At 67.6% G+C, this 17,888-nt stretch carries 16 protein-coding genes; 7 read left to right on the top strand and 9 right to left on the bottom strand.

Going from position 1 to position 17,888, the window contains the following annotated elements; genetic code table 11:
* The first annotated feature begins 2 nt into the window (after window positions 1–2).
* Entirely contained in the window at window positions 3–509 is a 507-nt protein-coding gene (locus F5544_RS47380; RefSeq protein WP_167471297.1) for a S26 family signal peptidase, read from the top strand.
* Here F5544_RS47380 and F5544_RS00255 read toward each other — a convergent pair.
* Window positions 417–1,589 (bottom strand): NADH:flavin oxidoreductase, encoded by a 1,173-nt coding sequence (locus F5544_RS00255; RefSeq protein WP_167471298.1) that lies wholly within the window; start codon window positions 1,587–1,589, stop codon window positions 417–419. The two genes, F5544_RS47380 and F5544_RS00255, sit on opposite strands and share 93 nt — an antisense overlap.
* 89 nt (window positions 1,590–1,678) lie before the next feature.
* Between F5544_RS00255 and F5544_RS00260 the strand changes: the two genes are divergently transcribed.
* A complete protein-coding gene (locus F5544_RS00260) occupies window positions 1,679–2,446 on the top strand; it encodes an SDR family NAD(P)-dependent oxidoreductase (protein ID WP_167471299.1) in 768 nt (255 codons plus the stop codon).
* Window positions 2,447–2,456: 10 nt separating this feature from the next.
* On the opposite strand, the gene F5544_RS00265 is transcribed toward F5544_RS00260, so the two are convergent.
* From F5544_RS00265 to F5544_RS00280, 4 genes are all read right to left on the bottom strand, one after another.
* Complete coding sequence (locus tag F5544_RS00265) at window positions 2,457–3,092, bottom strand: cysteine hydrolase family protein (RefSeq protein ID WP_167471300.1); 636 nt, start codon at window positions 3,090–3,092, stop codon at window positions 2,457–2,459.
* A gap of 107 nt (window positions 3,093–3,199) precedes the next feature.
* Window positions 3,200–4,054 carry an acyl-CoA thioesterase gene (locus tag F5544_RS00270; RefSeq protein WP_167471301.1) on the bottom strand — a complete coding sequence of 285 codons (855 nt, stop codon included), beginning with the start codon at window positions 4,052–4,054 and terminating at the stop codon, window positions 3,200–3,202.
* Complete coding sequence (locus F5544_RS00275) at window positions 4,051–4,491, bottom strand: cupin domain-containing protein (protein ID WP_167471302.1); 441 nt, start codon at window positions 4,489–4,491, stop codon at window positions 4,051–4,053. Before F5544_RS00275 ends, F5544_RS00270 begins: the two co-directional genes overlap by 4 nt.
* Window positions 4,492–4,505: 14 nt before the next feature.
* Window positions 4,506–5,345 (bottom strand): fumarylacetoacetate hydrolase family protein, encoded by an 840-nt coding sequence (locus tag F5544_RS00280; protein WP_167471303.1) that lies wholly within the window; start codon window positions 5,343–5,345, stop codon window positions 4,506–4,508.
* A 111-nt stretch (window positions 5,346–5,456) separates the two neighbouring features.
* Between F5544_RS00280 and F5544_RS00285 the strand changes: the two genes are divergently transcribed.
* Complete coding sequence (locus F5544_RS00285) at window positions 5,457–5,855, top strand: RidA family protein (RefSeq protein WP_238847022.1); 399 nt, start codon at window positions 5,457–5,459, stop codon at window positions 5,853–5,855.
* Here the strand turns inward: F5544_RS00285 and F5544_RS00290 are convergent.
* A complete protein-coding gene (locus tag F5544_RS00290; protein WP_167471305.1) occupies window positions 5,836–6,669 on the bottom strand; it encodes a PaaX family transcriptional regulator in 834 nt (277 codons plus the stop codon). The genes F5544_RS00285 and F5544_RS00290 overlap by 20 nt on opposite strands.
* A gap of 136 nt (window positions 6,670–6,805) precedes the next feature.
* Here F5544_RS00290 and F5544_RS00295 point away from each other — a divergent pair, with 136 nt between their 5' ends.
* Together F5544_RS00295 and F5544_RS00300 are read left to right on the top strand one after the other, a co-directional pair.
* A complete protein-coding gene (locus F5544_RS00295) occupies window positions 6,806–8,404 on the top strand; it encodes an AMP-binding protein (protein WP_167471306.1) in 1,599 nt (532 codons plus the stop codon).
* Between the two features lie 118 nt (window positions 8,405–8,522).
* Complete coding sequence (locus tag F5544_RS00300; RefSeq protein ID WP_167471307.1) at window positions 8,523–10,907, top strand: bifunctional salicylyl-CoA 5-hydroxylase/oxidoreductase; 2,385 nt, start codon at window positions 8,523–8,525, stop codon at window positions 10,905–10,907.
* Between the two features lie 16 nt (window positions 10,908–10,923).
* Here F5544_RS00300 and F5544_RS00305 read toward each other — a convergent pair whose 3' ends face one another.
* Window positions 10,924–11,562 (bottom strand): methyltransferase domain-containing protein, encoded by a 639-nt coding sequence (locus F5544_RS00305; protein WP_167471308.1) that lies wholly within the window; start codon window positions 11,560–11,562, stop codon window positions 10,924–10,926.
* A 197-nt stretch (window positions 11,563–11,759) separates the two neighbouring features.
* On the opposite strand from F5544_RS00305, the gene F5544_RS00310 reads away from it, so the two are divergent.
* On the top strand, window positions 11,760–13,163 hold the full coding sequence (locus F5544_RS00310; protein ID WP_167471309.1) for a hypothetical protein: 1,404 nt from the start codon (window positions 11,760–11,762) through the stop codon (window positions 13,161–13,163).
* 108 nt (window positions 13,164–13,271) lie between these two features.
* On the opposite strand, the gene F5544_RS00315 is transcribed toward F5544_RS00310, so the two are convergent.
* Window positions 13,272–13,925, bottom strand: coding sequence for a TetR/AcrR family transcriptional regulator (locus F5544_RS00315; protein ID WP_167471310.1), 654 nt, complete (start codon window positions 13,923–13,925; stop codon window positions 13,272–13,274).
* An 89-nt stretch (window positions 13,926–14,014) separates the two neighbouring features.
* Between F5544_RS00315 and F5544_RS00320 the strand changes: the two genes are divergently transcribed.
* On the top strand, window positions 14,015–16,171 hold the full coding sequence (locus tag F5544_RS00320) for an MMPL family transporter (RefSeq protein WP_167471311.1): 2,157 nt from the start codon (window positions 14,015–14,017) through the stop codon (window positions 16,169–16,171).
* A gap of 732 nt (window positions 16,172–16,903) precedes the next feature.
* Here the strand turns inward: F5544_RS00320 and F5544_RS00325 are convergent.
* A complete protein-coding gene (locus F5544_RS00325; RefSeq protein ID WP_167471312.1) occupies window positions 16,904–17,887 on the bottom strand; it encodes a stage II sporulation protein M in 984 nt (327 codons plus the stop codon).
* Window position 17,888 lies beyond the last annotated feature (1 nt).

Here is a 17,888-nt window from a genome sequence, read left to right on the forward strand (position 1 = left end):
TCATGAGTGGGGCGCTCTGGCTGGCGGTCGCGATCCTGCGCCGGGAACTCGTCGCGGTGACCGTGCGTGGCGCGAGCATGGAACCCGCCTATCGCAACGGGGACCGAGTACTGGTCCGGCGCGGTGTCCTCCCGGCTCGCGGAGAGGTCGTTGTCGTGGAGCTGCACAGTGAGCCGTGCGAATGCGCCGTCCGCAAGTGGATGATCAAGCGGGTGGCCGCGGTACCCGGGGACCCGGTTCCGCGTGCGCAGGTTCCGGCATTGGCTCAGGTGCTGGAGGATCGCGTGCCGCAGGGACAGCTGGTGCTGCTGGGCGATAACGGGCAGATCAGCTTCGATTCGAGGCGGATCGGTTATGTCCCGGTGGCGCGAGTGCTGGGTCCGGTGCTGTGTCGCCTGCCGGGTTCACCGACCCGGTCAGGTCAGCACGCAGTGGGTGCCGGTGTAGATGGTCGGCATGCAGCGGTTGCAGTGTGTGCACGGAGAGGTCGAAAGTTCTTGCGCGCGTAGGTGATTGACCAGGTTGGGGTCGTAGAGCAGGGCTCGGCCCATGGCGACGAAGTCGAAGCCTTCGGTCATGGCGGTTTCGATGGCGGCGCGGGATGCTATGCCGCCCAACAGGATCAGGGGGATGGTGAGGTCGCCGCGGAAGAGGCGGGCCTGGTCCAGGAGGTAGGTCTCGTGGAATGGGTAGGCGCGGAAGAAGCGGTGGCCGATCAGCTGGATGCCGAGGCGTTGCGGCTGGCGGAACTGGGCGGCGAATTCCCGTAGCGGGACGTCGCCGCGGAAGAGGTACATAGGGTTGCGCAGGGAGCTGCCCGCGGTGAGCTCGAGGGCATCCAGGTTGCCGTCTTCGGCCAACCAGCCTGCGACGGTGCGGCTTTCGTCGACGGTGAGGCCGCCGCGCACGCCGTCGTCCATATTGAATTTGGCGAGTACCGCGAGTTCGTGGCCGACCTCGGTACGCACGGCGTCGGCGACCTGCCTGGCCAGGCGGGCGCGGTTGGGCAGTGCGCCGCCGTACTCGTCGCGGCGCTTGTTTAGGGCGGGGCTGAGGAAGGCGCTGACGAAGTAGTTGTGGCCGAAGTGCAGTTCGACGGCGTCGAATCCGGCCTGGACGGCGAGGCGGGCGGCGGTGGCGTGCGCGTCGATCACCCGGCGGATATCGGCACGGGTGGCCGACCGGGTGACCCGCAGGCTGAGTGGACTGAGCTGCCGGGAAGGTGCGAGGGCTGGCAGCCGGTTGGATGCGGCGTTGGCCACCGGGCCCGCATGTCCCAATTGCGCCGAGATGGCGGCGCCCTCGGCGTGGACGGCGTCGGTCAGGCGGCGTAGGCCGGGCAGCGCCTCGGGACGCATCCAGAGCTGATGACGATCGGTTCGGCCCTCGGGTGCGACCGCGCAGTAGGCGACGGTGGTGAGGGCGGCGCCGCCCGCCGCGACGGCGCGGTGGAATTCGATGAGCTCGTCGGTGACCAGCGCGTCCGGGGTGCGGCCCTCGAAGGTCGCGGCCTTGATGATGCGGTTGCGCAGACGCACCGGCCCGAGCATGGCCGGGCGGAATGCGTCGCGCGTCGCGGCTTCCGACATTCATCAACAGTAGAACAGGTTCCAGTTTGATGGCTAGATCCTGGTTGAAGTGGGTTGACCAGCCATGGAAACCTGTTCTAATTTTTGGCATGCGCAGATATGAGGGCCGCCGAGTTGTCGTCACGGGAGCCGGATCCGGCATCGGCCAGGGCATCGCCCTGCGCCTGCTGGACGAGGGGGCGCAGCTGGTCGCCGCGGATATCGACGAGGCGGGCCTGGCGGCAACCGCGGAGAAGGCGGGCGAGGCCGCCGAGCGGCTGCGGACGGTGCCGGTGAATATCGCCGATCCGGCGTCGGTTCGGGCCGCCATCGATGCGGCGCTCGAATTCCTCGGCGGCATGGACGTTTTGGTGAACGCGGCGGGCATCCTGCGCCCGGCGCGCACCCACGAGATGCCGCTGGACGCCTGGAATCAGGTGCTCGGGGTGAACCTCACCGGAACCTTCCTGATGACCCAGGCCGCGCTGCCGTCGCTGCTGGACACCGGACACGGCGTGGTGGTGAACCTGTCGTCCACCGCGGCTTTCAGCGCCGCGCCGTACCTGGCCGCCTACGCGGCGTCGAAGGGCGGCGTCAACGCCTTCACCCACGCGATTGCCCTCGAATACGCCAAACAGGGACTGCGCGCGGTGAATATCGTGCCCGGGGGCATCATCTCCGGTATCACCACGAAATCGATCCTCGACCAGCCGGCGGGTTTCGATCCGAAGCTGTTCTCCCGGATGACCGGCTGGCTCAACGGCGGCACGCTCGGAAATCCGGAAGATATCGCGGGAGTCGTGGCGATGGTGGCCTCCGAGGACGGCCGCTACCTGACCGGAACGGAGATCCGCATCGATGGCGGCATGCTGATGTGAGCGCCGGAAGTCATTGCGGCAGTGCCTTTTCGAATTCCGCCGCGGTCAGCACGGATGAGGTGGACTGCGCAAGCACGACCAGCGAGGCCCGGTGCACCTCCTCGGCCTTCATCGCGCCGTAGCCGAGGTCCGCGTGATCGTAGGTGGCGGTCACGTCGGCGAGCACGACGGTGTCGTAATTGCGGAACATGGCATCGCGCGCCGTCGCGTGGACGCAGTCCTCGACGGTGACACCGGTGAACACCACGGTGCGGATGCCGCGCCCGCGCAGGATCAGATCCAGATCGGTGCCGTAGAAGGCGCTGTAGCGGTGCTTCTTGATCAGCTGATCGCCGGGTTCGCGCGCGATACTCGACGCGATCTCGACGCCGGGTGTGCCGTCGATGAGCGCGGACCGGTCGGCGATCATCGGGTAGAGCTTGGCGAAGATGCCCATATCCGTGCCGTCGGCGCGGTGCACATGCGCGGTGAAGATCACCGGGATGCCCCGGTCCCGGCAGAGCGCGATGACGTTGTTCAGGCGCGGGATCATCGCGCGGCCGAGCGGTGTCTCCAATGCTGCGCCCGGCGTCAGGAAATCGTTCTGCATGTCGATGACCAGCAGCGCGGTCGACGACGGATCGATGGTGTCGATGCGGTATGGCATCCCGGGGTACCTCCGTAGCATTCGGTTGTGCCACAGGAGATTCGAGCTGCGGCTGGTGGGGACGGTAGCGGACCGCGCCACCCGTCGGGCGGCACGGTCCATATTTTTCATGCGGCGGGCAGCCGCACCAATCCCTCCTGGGCGACGCTGGCCAGCAGGACGCCTTCGCGGGAGAAGATCGATGCGCGGGTCAACGCCAAACCTCCACCGGCGACCGGACTTTCCTGTACCAGTGCGATCCATTCGTCGACCCGTCCGTCGGCGTACCACCACATGGCGTGGTCGAGGCTCGCGGTGACGACGCCGTCGTCGGCCCATGCCGCGCCGTGATACCGCAGCACGGGTTCGAGCAGTGTGTAGTCGCACAGGTAGGCCAGCGCGGCGCGGTGCAGGTTCGGATCGTCGGGTAGTCGGTCATATGCCTTGAGCCACACGGTTTGTCGGCGCACCCGCTCGCCGCCCGCGTCGACGTACACCGCGGGCGGTGTGTGCCGGATGTCGAAATTCCGTTCCGCGGACCAGTATTCGGCATCCCGCACGGTGGATCCACACAGCGCGTCCCCTGCGGTGGGAAGGGTCTCCGGATCCGGCAGCCCGGCGGAGAGCTCGTCCTGGTGGGCGACGCCGCGCTCCGGCACATGGAACGAGGCGGTGCCGCGGAATATCTCCCGGCCCAGCTGCCGTCCGGTCACCGCGCGGACCGAGAAGCCGCGTCCGTCGCGCACCCGCTCGACCGCCCACTCGCTCGGCTCGTTGACATCGCCCGCCCGCAGGAAATAGCCGTGGAAGGAGTGGATCGTGCGGTCCGGATCCACCGTATTCAGCGCGGCGGTGACGGCCTGCGCCACCACCTCGCCGCCGTAGGCCCGGCCGGACGGGATGACCTGGTGGGTCGCGCCGAAGATATCGGTGCCGGTGACGCTCAGGGTGAGCGCGTCGATCATGGCCTTGCTGTTGGTCATGCGCGGCGGTACCCCTGGAGGATGGCGTCGTCCACATCGGGCAGGTTGACGACGATATTGTCGGGTGTGCGGGTGGTGAGCCACACGAGCTCGTGCTCGGTGCTCATATTCACCTCGATATGCGGCATGTACGGCGGCACGAAGACGAAATCGCCCTCGCTCATATCGAGGAACTCCTGGTAGTTCTCGCCGAAGTAGATGCGCGCGACGCCGGAGAGCACATAGCCGCCGGTCTCGGCCTCGCCGTGGTGGTGCGGCAGCGAGCGGTAACCGGGCTCGTTGGACACCTTGCCGAACCAGATCTTGGTGGCGGGGGTGTGCTGGATGCTCACCCCGGAGATGCGGACGGCGCCGCCGGACTGGGCCGTGTCCTGATATTCCTGCCCGTGGCGGGTGACGACCGGTACGACGGCGGCCGAGGTGGACGGGTTCGTCATCGGATGTTCCTTCCTCAGTTCTTGATGCGAATTCTGTTGCGCTGCTGTCCGATTCCCTCGATGGCGGTTTCCACGACATCGCCGTCGGCCAGGAAGACCGGCGGTTGCGCGCCCGCGCCGACGCCGCCGGGGGTTCCGGTCAGCACCACGTCGCCGGGACGCAGCGCGGTGAAGGCGGAGATATAGGACAGCAGAGCCGCCGAGTCGAATAGCAGGTCGTCGGTCGAACCGTGTTGTCGCCGAGTACCGTTCACCCGGCAGGTGATGAGATGTGCGGCCCCGGGATCGAATTCGTCGGGGGTGACCAGCAGTGGGCCGAGCGGTGTCGTCGAGTCGAAGGCCTTGCCCTGCAACCACTGCAGGGTTCGGCGCTGCCATGAGCGCACCGAGAAGTCGTTGGCCACCGTGTATCCGGCGATCGCCGCCGCGGCGGCCTGCCGATCCGCGTGAAAGATCGGCGCGCCGACCACGACCGCGAGTTCGGCCTCCCAATCCAGTTGTTCGGCATAGGCATCGACGGTGATGTCGTCGTTCGGGCCGGTGAGGGTGTCGGCGAACTTCGCGAACAGGGTGGGGTATTCCGGTTCCGCGCGGCCCATTTCGGCGATGTGCGCCCGGAAGTTCTGGCCGCAGCAGATGATTTTGCGTGGGTCGACCACCACCGGCGCGTAGTCGGCCGTCGCCGGATCGGTGGTGCGGCCTGCGGCGTGGACGGTGTCCAGCACCCGCTCCCGCCAGCCGTCGGTCCGCAATAGGGCGCCGACATCGGCGGCGGGGAGATGGATCAGTCGGTCGGCATCCAGTATCGCGGCGCAGGTGCCGCCGTCATCGAGCCGAAGGGTACAAAGGCGCACGCGGCGGCTCCTTGTGGTCTCGATACTTCGAATCAGCGATATCGTGTTGCGCTGACGATCATGACTGTAGCACCATATTTACACGGATTCGACAGACAGCGAGGACCGCAGGTGACCATCAGCCGCATCAATCCACCGTCCCTGGCCAAGCCGTCCGGGTTCGCGCACGCGACGCGCGCGGGCAATGTCATCCACCTGGCCGGGCAGACGGCGCTGACGCCGGACGGCGCGATCGTCGATGGTGGAATCGTCCCGCAATTCAGGCAGGCGCTGAGTAATGTGCTCACCGCGCTGGCGGCCGCAGGCGGGCATCCGTCGGACCTGGCGAGCGTCACCATCTACCTGCTCGATATCCCCGACTACCAGGCGCACGGCCGCGAGATCGGCGCGATCTGGCGCGAGCTCGCCGGCACCGACTACCCGGCGATGGCGGGTATCGGGGTGAGCGCGCTCTGGCAGCCGGAGGCGCTCGTCGAGATTCAGGGCGTCGCTATCGTCGCCGATGAATGACCTCGACCGCGTGCTCGCGGGCCGGGCCGGACAGCGCCTCGTTGAGATCGTTGAACAGCTGCTCGGCCGTCACGCCATGCCAGCCCGGCGGTAGCAGCGAAAGCGGAAGGCCCGGATCGAGATAGGGCAGCCGCCGCCATTCCGTCAGCATCGGCACATAAATGGCGAACGCCTTGTCCGGCGGCACGGCCCGGCCGCCGAACTCCGCGAGCGCGGGCCGGTGGCGCTGCACGAAATCCGCGTACTGCAGCGTCAATTCCTCCAGATCCCACCACCGGCGCACCTTCGCGCGCAGATCGCCGAATGCGAGGTGGTGGCCGTCGAACATTTCCACATAGGCCGAAAGCCCACGGCGCTCCAGCATTTCCCGCGTCTCGCGCGCCAATTGGCCCGGCGCGATCCACACTCCGGGCGCGACGGTCCCGAAACCCAAGCGGGTCAACGCGGTTCGCAGCGTATGCCGCTTGTCGCGCTCCGATTCCGGCACCGAGAAGACCAGGATGATCCAGCCGTCCTCGGCGGTACCGCGCCTGCGGTGGAAGATCCGGGTGTCGCCCTCGGTGATCACATCGAGCGCCGACTGCGAAAGCGCGTAGCCGACCGCGCCCTCGTGCCGCTCGCTGCGCAGCACGTCGCGGCGCTTGAGCCGGGATACCGACGAACGGACCGCCGGTCCATCGATACCGAGATCGGCCATCAGCCGGACCAGGCCGGCCACCGGGAGCCAGTTGTTCTCCGCCCTGGCGTACAGCCCGAACAGCGTGACTATCAGCTCCCGCGGCTGCGGCTCCGCGCCGTCGATGGTGACCGTCATGCGAACACCATAGGTGGTCGTGGCCTCGGATCCCGAGGTGGCCGGGCGATTCGGAACATTGTTCATATCGCCTATTCACTTGTCGTCACAAAGAATGCATACTTGGGCATCGAGATTCTCGGAAAGGCTCGTATCGATGCTCTTCCCCACCGCACACATCGACACCTTCTGTCGTGACAACCTGCCGCCCGAATCGCAGTGGCCGCGGTTTCGTTTCGAACTGCCCGAGCTGAAGTATCCGGAACGGCTGAACTGCGCGACGGCCCTGCTCGACGACGTCGTCGCCGTCTGGGGTGCGGACCGGCGCTGCCTGCTCACCCCGACCAGCGAGTGGACCTACGGCGAACTGCTCGCGCACGCGAACCGGATCGCCCGGGTTCTGGTCGAGGACCACGGCCTGGTGCCCGGCCAGCGGGTGCTGCTGCGCGGACCGAATACGCCGTGGCTGGTGGCCTGCTGGTTCGCCGTCATCAAGGCCGGTGGCGTCGTCGTCACCACCATGCCGCTGCTGCGCAGCGCGGAGCTCGGCAAACTGATCGAGCTCACCAAACCGGCGCTCGCGCTGTGCGATCACCGCTTCGTCGAGGAGTTGGCGCTGGCGGGCGGCGTGCAGGCCGTCGCGTACGGATCAGATGCCGCAACAGATCTGATCGCCGTCGCGGCGGGTAAATCCGATCGGTTCGCCAATGTCGACACCGCGGCCGACGATGTCGTACTGCTCGCGCCGACCTCGGGCACCACCGGAATTCCCAAGGCCACCATGCACTTTCACCGCGACGTACTGGCCAACGCGGACACCTTCTCCCGGCACGTGCTCAAACCCGTTCCCGCGGACCTGTTCGCGGGAACGCCGCCGCTGGCCTTCACCTTCGGACTGGGCGGACTCGTGGTGTTCCCGTTCCGGGTCGGCGCCGCGACGCTGCTGCTGGAGCGGGCCACCCCGGCCGAACTCGCCGATGCCATCGAAAAGTTCGGCGTCACAGTGCTTTTCACCGCGCCTACGGCGTACCGGGCCTGGCTGCGGGACGGGCAGACCGGCAAGCTCGCCTCGCTGCGGCGCTGTGTGTCGGCGGGTGAACATCTGCCGGAGACGGTGTGGGAGCAGTTCCGCGCGGCGACCGGGGTGCGCATCATCAACGGCATCGGCGGCACCGAGATGCTGCACGTCTTCATCTCGGCCGCCGACGACGACATCCGGCCCGGCTCCACCGGCCGCGTTGTCCCCGGCTATCGCGCCGAAATCCACGACGAGCAGGGACATCCGGTGCCCGATGGCACCCCCGGCATGCTCGCGGTGCAGGGGCCGACCGGCTGCCGCTATCTGGCCGACGCGCGACAGCTCAGCTATGTGCGCGACGGCTGGAATCTGACCGGCGACGTCTTCACCCGCGATGCCGACGGCTACTTCTGGTATCACGCGCGCAGCGACGACATGATCGTCTCGTCGGGGTACAACATCGCCGCCGCCGAGGTGGAATCGGTGCTCGACCGGCATCCGGATGTGCTGGAGAGCGCCGTGATCGGGCTGCCGGACGACGAGCGCGGGATGATCGTGCACGCGGCCGTCGTGCTGCGGCCCGGGGTGATCGCCTCTGATGCCAAGATTCTTGACATCCAAGACTTCGTGAAGAACACCGCCGCGCCGTACAAGTATCCGCGCAGCGTCGCATTCGTCGACGAACTGCCGCGGACGCCGACGGGCAAGATTCAGCGCTTCCGGCTGCGTCCGGCATGACTCGCGCGGATTCTGGCCGGTCCCAACCGGATTCGTCGCCCGCCGGGTTCGCGCGGATGTATAGCGATATAGTTACTGTCGTCAGGAATGCGTCATATATGAAACGGCGGAGGTACCGATGCGAATCGCGGTAGTCGGCGGCGGCCCCGGTGGCCTGTACTTCGCGGCGCTGGCGAAGCAGCTCGACGCCGGGCACGAGATCACCGTCTGGGAGCGCAACGCCCCCGACGACACCTTCGGTTTCGGAGTGGTCTTCAGCGATGAGACGCTCGGCGGCATCGAACACGCCGACGCGCGGATCTATACGCGGATGGCGAGCCGGTTCGCCCGCTGGGACGATATCGACATCCACTACCTGGACACCGTGAACACCTCGGGCGGACAGGGTTTCGCCGCGATGAGCCGCAAGGACCTGCTCGGCATCCTGCAGCAGCGCTGCCGGGAACTGGGCGTCACCATCCATTTCCGCACCGAGGCGCCGGATATCGAGGTCCTGCGCGCCGAATGCGACCTGGTGGTGGCCGCCGACGGGATCAACTCGGCGATACGCGCCCGCTACGCCGAGGCGTTCCGGCCGACCCTGGACCGGCGCGACAACAAGTTCATGTGGCTCGGCACCGACAAAGTCTTCGAAGCCTTCGAATTCTTCATCCGGGAAACCCCGCACGGCGTCATGCAGATCCACGGCTACCCGTACGGCGCCGATGGCAGCACCTTCATCGTCGAGATGCACGAAGACGTCTGGCGCGCGGCCGGTTTCGACGACTATGCCGACCGCGAATTCGCGCCCGGCGATAACGACGAGAAATCCATCGCGGTGATCGGCGAGCTGTTCGCCGATATTCTCGACGGACATCGCCTGCTGGCCAACAACTCTCGGTGGATCAACTTCGTCACGGTGCGCAACGAGAGCTGGCGGCACGGCAATACCGTGCTGATCGGCGACGCCGCGCATACCGCGCACTTCTCCATCGGCTCCGGCACCAAGCTGGCCATGGAGGACGCGCTGGCGCTGGCCGCCGCGCTACACGAAAACCCGACGCTGGACGCCAGTTTGGATGCCTACGAGGCCGAGCGCAGGCCGGTGGTGCTTTCCATGCAGCGGGCCGCGCAGGCCAGCCTGGAATGGTTCGAATCGATTTCGAATTACGCCGGACAGGAACCGCCGCAGTTCGCCTTCAACCTGCTCACCCGCAGCCGCCGGGTCACCTACGACAATCTGCGGCTGCGCGATCCGGGCTTCGTCGATGCGATCGACAACTGGTATGCCGCGGACCAAACGCCGCCGGTATCGACCGTGCGGCCGCCGATGTTCTATCCGTACCGGGTGAAGGGCGTCGAATTCGTCAACCGCATCGTGGTTTCGCCGATGGATATGTATTCGGCGGTCGACGGTGTGCCCGGGGATTTCCACCTGGTGCACCTGGGGAGCAAGGCACTCGGCGGCGCCGGTCTGGTGATGACCGAGATGGTCTGCGTCTCACCGGAGGGGCGGATCACGCCCGGCTGCGCGGGGCTGTACACCGAGGAGCAGGAGGCGGCCTGGCGGCGGATCGTCGATTTCGTGCATTCCGGCAGCGAGGCGAAAATCGGTGTGCAGCTGGGACATTCGGGCCGCAAGGGCTCCACGAAGCGGATGTGGGAAGGTATCGATGTGCCGCTGGAGTCCGGCAACTGGGAGGTGGTGGCCCCGTCGGCGCTGCCGTACGGACCCGGCTGCCACGTACCGCGCGAGCTCACCGAGGACGAACTCGACCTGATCGCGGCGCAATTCGTCGCCGCGGCGGAGGCGGCGGCGCGAGCCGGATTCGACCTGCTCGAATTGCATGCGGGCCACGGGTATCTGCTCTCCTCGTTCCTCTCGCCGCTGTCGAATGCGCGCACCGACGCCTACGGCGGCACACTGGCCAACCGAATGCGCTTTCCGCTGCGGGTATTCGACGCGATCCGCGCCGTGTGGCCCGCCGATCGCCCACTGTCCGTTCGCATCTCGGCCACCGACTGGGCCGACGGCGGCAATACCGTCGACGATGCGGTGCATATCGCGCAGGCATTCGCCGCACACGGGGCCGACCTGGTGAACGTGTCGTCGGGGCAGGTGGTCAAGCACGAGAAACCCGCGTTCGGCCGCAGCTACCAAACCCCGTTCGCGGACCGGATCCGCCAGGCGCTCAAGGCGAAATACGCACATGTCGGGGTGATCGCCGTCGGCGCGATCTCCTCCTACGACGACGCGAACTCGATTCTGCTGGCCGGGCGCGCCGATCTCGTCGCGGTCGGCCGCGCCCACCTCTACGACCCGCAATGGACACTGCACGCCGCCGTCGAACAGGGTTACGCCGGACCCGGCGCGCACTGGCCCGACCAGTTCGCCGCGGGCAACCGCAAACCGCCCACCGGCCGCACCGACGGCCCACGCCCGCGCTTGGAACTGTTGCGCGCCAAGGATTCCGAGGCAAGCGGCCGCCGCAGGTGGCGGCCGGGCATCCCAGCGGCCAGCTGAGGAGGTCCGGGGGGCGTTACTTCGGCAGCGCGATAAGCAGGTTGTGCGGGATGGGCGGTACCGGCAGCCGACGGTGTTCGACGGTGCAGCCCGTCTTCTCCAATGCGGCGATCACCTCCGGTACCGGACGCAGGGTGATGTTGCCGTACGGGGCGAACGGCATTCGCGCCATCACCTCCGGATCGCCGATGCCGACCACCAGCCGTCCGCCGGGCCGGATCACGCGGACCAGCTCGGCGCAGACGCTGTCCAGGTCGTCGATGAAGTAGATGGTGTTGACCGTGATCGCGGCATCCAGCGCGGCGTCGGCGAGCGGCAGGTCGGTGAGCGAGCCCGCGGTGATCCGCAGCCGGTCCGCGGCGATCTCGGCGGCGTAGCGCCTGCGGGCGCGGGCCAACATATCCGGGGAGAGCTCGATGCCGTGCACCGAACCATCGGGGCCGACCCGTTTGAGCAGCAGCGGAAGTCCGGCACCGCCGCCGAATCCGATATCCGCGGCGGTCGCGCCCTTCGCGACTTCGGCGGCGTCGACCGCGGCGGCGATCGAGCGTCCGTTGCCGCGGTTGAGGATCACCGCGATGCCTTTGCCGAGTACACCGTGTGGGTTGCCCAGCTGGTCGGCTACCGCGGACAGCGCGCGGGTGCGGATACCCATGAATCTCCTCTTTTCGGACCATTCCCGATGGGCGCCTGCGACCGTTCGAGAGCGAATTCCGGCGTGCCGGAAGTATTCCGACGATCGACTGTACTTCCGCAGCGCGGCCCCGGTCGGCGGTTCGGCGCACCGTCGCGACCTGACTGGACGCTTGATTGAATACCGTGAGCGAAGAACCGGCGATAGAGGTGGTCGAAATGCGAGGTCCGTTGGCGCTGCTTGCCGCGTGCACCCTGGCGCTGGCCCCGGCGGGCACCGCGAATGCGGCCGGTGAGTTCGGCCCGTTCGCCGCGAACCCGTACCTCGGCCCGCTCGGCACGTCGACCATGCACGGCGATGCCGAATCATCGGACGCCACACCGCTGCCCGGCCCCGGCGCCGGTGCGCGGCCGGTGACGATGTTCCCGTTGGCCGCGGCCTGCCCGACGCTGTTGCAGGGCGCCGACGGACCGGTTGTCGCGCTGTGCACCGAGATCGCCGGGCGCGCACCGACGGTCGAGCTGATCGATCCGGACGCGGCAGGGCCGCTCGCCACCTCGCTCGCCGCGCTGCCGCTGGCGAAGGGCAGCCTGCTCGGCGGGGTATACGCGTACCTGGACAACCTCGACCGGCTCGTCGTCGTCGACGGGAATCGGCAACTGCTGCGCGTCGCCCATCACCGCGAGGCGGGCGGCTGGCGGCTATCGATCGACGAAACCACCGACCTGTCCGGTGCCATCCCCACCGGCGACACCGTGGTCGGACTGGTGCCGGACTGGTCGGGCAATATCTGGTTCGCCACCGGCGACGGTGTGGTCGGGTCGGTGACACCGGCCGGTGCGGTGCGCACGGTCGCACTCCCCGGGGGCGAGCGGGTGGCGAACAGCATTTCGGCCGCGCCGAGCGGCGCGGTGAGCGTCGCGACCACGCACGCGCTGTATGAGCTCGGCCTCGACGCATCCGGTGCGCCGCGGGTGCGCTGGCGCGCGGCATACGACCGCGGATCGGCGCGCAAACCGGGCCAGCTCAGCTGGGGAACCGGTTCGACGCCAACCTATTTCGGCGCCGACGCGAAATATCTGACCATTGTCGACAATGCCGACGGCCAGGTGCATCTGCTCGTATACCGTTCGGGGACCGGGCAATTGGTGTGTCAGGTACCGGTGCTCACCAAAGGCGGTCCGGGCAGCGAGAATTCGCCGATCGGCAGCGGTAATTCGGTCTTCGTCGCCAGTACGTACGGCTACCCGTATCCGGCCGTTCCGGACGACGCCGGTCCCGCCGTGCCGCCGAGTGCACCCTTCGTCGGTGGGATGACGCGGGTCGATGTGGGCGACAACGGCTGTCACACCGTATGGGACAACACGATTCGCAGCGCGGCGGTGCCCCGCCTTTCGACCGCCGACAACCTCGTCTACACGGTCACCAGGATCGGTCCCGACGCGACCACGCCGCTCGACGGCTATGCCTTCACCGCCATCGATCCCGATACCGGCGCGATCGCCTCGACCACCCCGTTACCCGGCACCGTCGCCGATGACCCATTGCAAACCGCCCCGCTGATCGCCAACGGCCGCAGGGTTTTCCAGGGCACCGTCACCGGGATACTGCGCATCGGCTGAGCCCGCCGATCGCCGCGGCGGATGCACCGATCGGCGCAGGCAATTTGCCTCCTGCGTCGGTATGTGCCGTCGAACCGGTAAGTCGTCCCGCTGAACCGGACGGTGTCGCTACTCCGTAGTCCCGGTGGGTGTCCCCGCAGCGTTCGGCGCGGTCGCGAGCCCGCGTTGTATGCCGTCGAGGGTGGCCGCGATCGCTTGTTCGCGGGCGTCGTCGTCGAGCCAGGACAGGGCGCCGTCGATGAGCAGGGAGGCCAGTCCGTGTACCGTCGACCAGGCCATGATCTCGGCGTGCGGCCGGTGCGCCGGATCCATGAACCCGCTCTGGACCAGGTCGTCGAGCAGCTTGGCGAGCAGCCCGAACGCGTCGTTGTCGTCGGATGGTTCGGCGGCCCAGGGGGATTCGCAGAACGCGGTGCGGAACAGGCCGGGTTCGCGGGTCGCGAAGGCGATATAACCACGCCCGGCCGCATTCAGTCTGTCGATCGGATCAGATTCGGGCGCAAGGGAATTCACCGCTTCGGACATCGAGCCGAGCAGGCTGGCCTGCGCCTGCTCCTGTGCCGCGCCGAGCAACTGCTCGTGGTTGGTGAAATGCCGGTAGGCGGCGGTGGGGGTGACACCGACCTTGCGGGCCGCCGCACGGACCGTCACCGCCTCCGGCCCGCCGTGCTCGGCCAGTTCGGCGGCCGCGCGCACGAGGGCGTTGCGCAGGTCGCCGTGGTGGTAAGGGGTCTCCCGTTTCGCCGATCCCGAATTCGTCATCGAATCGATGTTGACACCCACCCACATCGATGGCAAGTTAACACCTGCAAAGTTTACGAGTGCAAACATGCACCGTCGAAAGGCTCGTTATGTTCCAACGGCTCGGCGCCTTCGTCACCCGGCGCGCGCGGTGGATCCTGATCGTCAGCGTGCTCGCCCTGATCGGGGGCGGTGTCGTCGGCACGACCGCCTTCAGCAAGCTGCAACCCGGCGGTCAAACCGACCCGAACGCCCAATCCAGCACCGCCGCAACCCGATTGGCCGACAAGTTCGGCGCCGAGGGCGACTTCGTCTTCCTCGTCCGCGCGCGCAACGGCACCGTCGACGACCCAGCGGTCGCCGCCGCGGGCCGGGAGCTGGCACATAAGCTCACCGCGGACAACCGGCTCACCAACGTCGTCTCGTATTGGGATACCGGTGCGCCCGCCATGCGCGCCGCGGACGGGACCGCCGCGGTGGTGCTCGCCGGCAGCGCCGCCGCGAACGGCGAGAACAAACACGCGGCCGATATCGTCGCCGCCTATCGCACCGACGGTCCGGTGGTGCAGGTGCGAATCGGCGGTGGCGCGGCCATCTTCAATGCGATCACCAAACAGATCGGCGCCGACCTCGGCCTGGCCGAAGCCGTTGCGGTACCGCTCATCCTGGCGCTGCTGGTGCTCGCCTTCGGCAATGTGGTCGCGGCGCTGCTCACCCTGGTGATCGGCGGCATCGCCATTCTCGGCACCTTCACCGAACTGTCCGTTCTCGGCTCGCTCACCGATGTTTCGGTATACGCGGTGAACCTCACGACGGGTCTCGGGCTCGGCCTCGCCGTCGACTACGGCCTGCTGATGGTCAGCCGCTTTCGCGAGCGGCGCGCGGCGGGCGCCGATACCGATGCCGCCGTTATCGCGGCGGTGACGACGGCCGGGCGCACCATCGTTTTCAGCGCGAGCACCGTCGCGGCGGCACTGTCCGCGCTGGTCATCTTCCCGCAGTACTTCCTGCGGTCCTTCGCCTACGGCGGTATCGGCGTCGTGGTGATCGCGGCCGTTGCCGCCGTCGTGACGCTGCCCGCGCTGCTCGCGGTGCTCGGTCCGCGCACCGATGCCTGGCGGGTACCGGGCGTGCGCGGCATCCGCGGTGACGCGACGCCGTTCTGGGCGGGGGTCGCGCGGTTCGCGATGCGCAGGCCGGTGCTCGCCGGGCTGCCGGTGGTCGCGCTGCTGCTGCTGGCCGCCGCGCCGCTGCTGCATGTCCAATTCGGCACGCCGGACGACCGGGTGCTGCCGAACACCACCGAGGTGCGCCAGGTCGGCGATGCGATGCGCACCGGATTCGGTGGCGGTGACGCGAATTCGCTGTCGGTGGTCACCACGGGTGCGGTGGCGCCAGGGCCGCTGGCCGAATACGCGAGCGCGCTGTCCCGGGTGTCGCATGTGACCGAGGTCGAGTCCAGTGCGGGCACTTTCGTCACCGGCGCGCTGCGGACGAGTTCACCCGCGGACGCGCGCTTCGCCCGGCCGGATGCGCAGCGACTGACCGTATTCACCGACCTCGATCGCGATTCCGCGGCGGCCCGCGAGCTGGTCGACCAGGTGCGCGCGGTGCCGCTCGCCGGATCGACCGCGCTGGTCGGCGGTCAGGTCGCCGAGCTGCGGGACAGCCTCGCCGCCATAGGGTCGAAGTTGCCGATCGCGATCGGGTGGATCGTGCTCACCACTTTCGCGCTGCTGTTCCTGTTCACCGGCAGCGTGGTGCAGCCGCTGCGGGCGCTGCTGTCGAATGTGTTGAGTCTCGGCGCGACGCTCGGGCTGATGGTCTTCGTCTTCCAGCAGGGACATTTCGCCGGTTTGTTCGGATTCACGCCCGCGCCGCTCGATGTGTCGATGCTGCTGCTGTTGTTCTGCATCACCTTCGGCCTGTCGATGGATTACGAGGTGTTCGTGATCAGCCGGATCAAGGAGCTGCACGACCGCGGGCACACCGCGGCCGACGCGGTGGTGGAGGGTCTGGCCCGGACCGGTCGTCTGGTGACGACGGCGGCGGCGCTGATCTCGATCAGCTTCCTCGCCTTCACGACCAGCGATGTCCGGTTCATCCAATTCTTCGGCCTCGGTGCCGGTTTGGCGATTCTGATCGACGCGACGCTGGTGCGCGGCGTGCTGGTGCCGGTCGCGATGCGGCTGTTGGGTCGCGCGGCATGGTTCGCGCCACGGCCGTTGCAGACGGTGCACGCCCGGATCGGGCTGGCCGAGGCCTGACCATTCCGGCGGGTGGTGCGACCGGGTCGCACCACCCGTGATCGCCTGTCGCACTGCCGGTTTCGCCCGGCTTCCCAGGTATGAGACGAAGATCACATCATCGTGTTGTGGCCGCCGTCGGCGGTGCTCGATGACGCGACAAGATACCGTCCGGACAACCTTTTGGCGACCGGATATTGCAGATCACGACTGGACATACGTCCGACACAAGCGTCCGCTACCAGTCGTGGGTCGTGTTTATTCCGCACTAAACAAACTTCAGGTTGCTTTCTGTTCATCCAACGGCCAGCTAACTCGTTTATCGATCGCGAAAGCCCAGGTAGATGGCCATGATCGGAATTCGCGACCGATTCGGCGGAAGGCTTGCAGTTAACCGATCGAAGAATGTGCGCCCGATCCGCCGGCGGGTTCATCGGGTCGCCACGCATCGGTCCGGACCGGGTTTCGAAGGGTCAATTCGGGGCCGTTCGAGTCGCCGCCGCGGGTTAGCCAGAACTGTGAAAAACCCTGTGGCCACATTGGTTTGCTGCGCCGAGATTTATACGCTTTACCTCCGCGTGGAGGGTTGCGTAGGCATAACGATTGTGTACAGTTATCGGCAACGCTGACCGCAGCTGAGCTCGACTCGCTGCGGTCAGCGGAACTCAATTGGGGGACTTCAAGATCGAACGTCAAGCGACAGTTGCCAGCGGTTAGCTAGCCGTCCTTGATTCGCGGTGTGCCCGCGGTTGTCTACCCGGCCGGTTCCAGTAGCTCACCCGCCGCATCACCCTGCTCCCGCACCGCATTACGGCCGAACACGAACACGTAGGCGATGAACAGCGCCCACACCACGAACCCGATCGCGACCCGCAACGCGGCAGGCAGCGGGCTCGGCGTCACGAAACCCTCCAGCAAGCCCGAGACGAACAGCACCCCGGCCAGCCCGAGCGCGATCGTCGCCGCGGCCCGGCCCTGCCGCGCCACTGCGGTCAACCGGCTCGACCGCCCCGGATCGATCAGCGTCCACCCCAGCTTCAATCCGGCGCCGCCCGCGACGAATACCGCGGTCAACTCCAACATCCCGTGCGGAAGGATGAAACCGAAGAAGGCGTCGAGCCGGCCCGCATGGGCCATCAGGCCCGCGCTCACCCCGACATTCAGCGCATTGCCGAACAGCAGCGACACCGCGGGCAGAATCAGCACCCCGGTGAACAGCGCCAGCGCCGCCACCCACGCGTTGTTGGTCCACACCTGTGCCGCGAACGCGTCGTGCGGATGCTCGGTGTAGTAGGTCTCGAAATGGCCGCCCGGCTTGGTGAGCGAATCGGTATTGCCGGGAAGGCCGAGTATCCGCCGCGCCGAACGATATTCGGCGACCCAGTAGGCCAGCCCGGTGGAGAGCACGATGAACACCGCGGCCACCGACACCCACCACGGCCACGCCCGATACACCGCCGCCGGAAAACGATGGGTGAAGAACCGGCCGATCTCGCGCCAGGTATCGGTCCTGGTGCCGACGATCCGGCCGCGCGCCCTCGCCAGCACCGCGCTCAAACCGGCGAGCAGCTCCGGGTCCGGGCTGTGCGTCTGCAACCGGGCCAGCTGTTGGGAGGCGCGCCGGTACAGCGCCACCAGCTCGTCGGCCTCCTGGCCGGTCAGCCTGCGCTTTCCGGCCAGCCCGTCCAGCCGCTCCCACGAGCGCCGGTGTGCGTAGCTGTACGCGTCGACGTCCATT

This window comes from Nocardia arthritidis (assembly GCF_011801145.1).
Lineage (GTDB): Bacteria > Actinomycetota > Actinomycetes > Mycobacteriales > Mycobacteriaceae > Nocardia > Nocardia arthritidis_A.

Bases quoted from the DNA above. Each gene is read 5' to 3' on its own strand.
- F5544_RS47380 (WP_167471297.1), top strand. From the start codon at position 3: ATGAGTGGGGCGCTCTGGCTGGCGGTCGCGATCCTGCGCCGGGAACTC.
- F5544_RS00255 (WP_167471298.1), bottom strand. From the start codon at position 1,589: ATGTCGGAAGCCGCGACGCGCGACGCATTCCGCCCGGCCATGCTCGGG.
- F5544_RS00260 (WP_167471299.1), top strand. From the start codon at position 1,679: ATGCGCAGATATGAGGGCCGCCGAGTTGTCGTCACGGGAGCCGGATCC.
- F5544_RS00265 (WP_167471300.1), bottom strand. From the start codon at position 3,092: ATGCCATACCGCATCGACACCATCGATCCGTCGTCGACCGCGCTGCTG.
- F5544_RS00270 (WP_167471301.1), bottom strand. From the start codon at position 4,054: ATGACCAACAGCAAGGCCATGATCGACGCGCTCACCCTGAGCGTCACC.
- F5544_RS00275 (WP_167471302.1), bottom strand. From the start codon at position 4,491: ATGACGAACCCGTCCACCTCGGCCGCCGTCGTACCGGTCGTCACCCGC.
- F5544_RS00290 (WP_167471305.1), bottom strand. From the start codon at position 6,669: ATGACGGTCACCATCGACGGCGCGGAGCCGCAGCCGCGGGAGCTGATA.
- F5544_RS00295 (WP_167471306.1), top strand. From the start codon at position 6,806: ATGCTCTTCCCCACCGCACACATCGACACCTTCTGTCGTGACAACCTG.
- F5544_RS00300 (WP_167471307.1), top strand. From the start codon at position 8,523: ATGCGAATCGCGGTAGTCGGCGGCGGCCCCGGTGGCCTGTACTTCGCG.
- F5544_RS00305 (WP_167471308.1), bottom strand. From the start codon at position 11,562: ATGGGTATCCGCACCCGCGCGCTGTCCGCGGTAGCCGACCAGCTGGGC.
- F5544_RS00310 (WP_167471309.1), top strand. From the start codon at position 11,760: ATGCGAGGTCCGTTGGCGCTGCTTGCCGCGTGCACCCTGGCGCTGGCC.
- F5544_RS00315 (WP_167471310.1), bottom strand. From the start codon at position 13,925: ATGACGAATTCGGGATCGGCGAAACGGGAGACCCCTTACCACCACGGC.
- F5544_RS00320 (WP_167471311.1), top strand. From the start codon at position 14,015: ATGTTCCAACGGCTCGGCGCCTTCGTCACCCGGCGCGCGCGGTGGATC.
- F5544_RS00325 (WP_167471312.1), bottom strand. From the start codon at position 17,887: ATGGACGTCGACGCGTACAGCTACGCACACCGGCGCTCGTGGGAGCGG.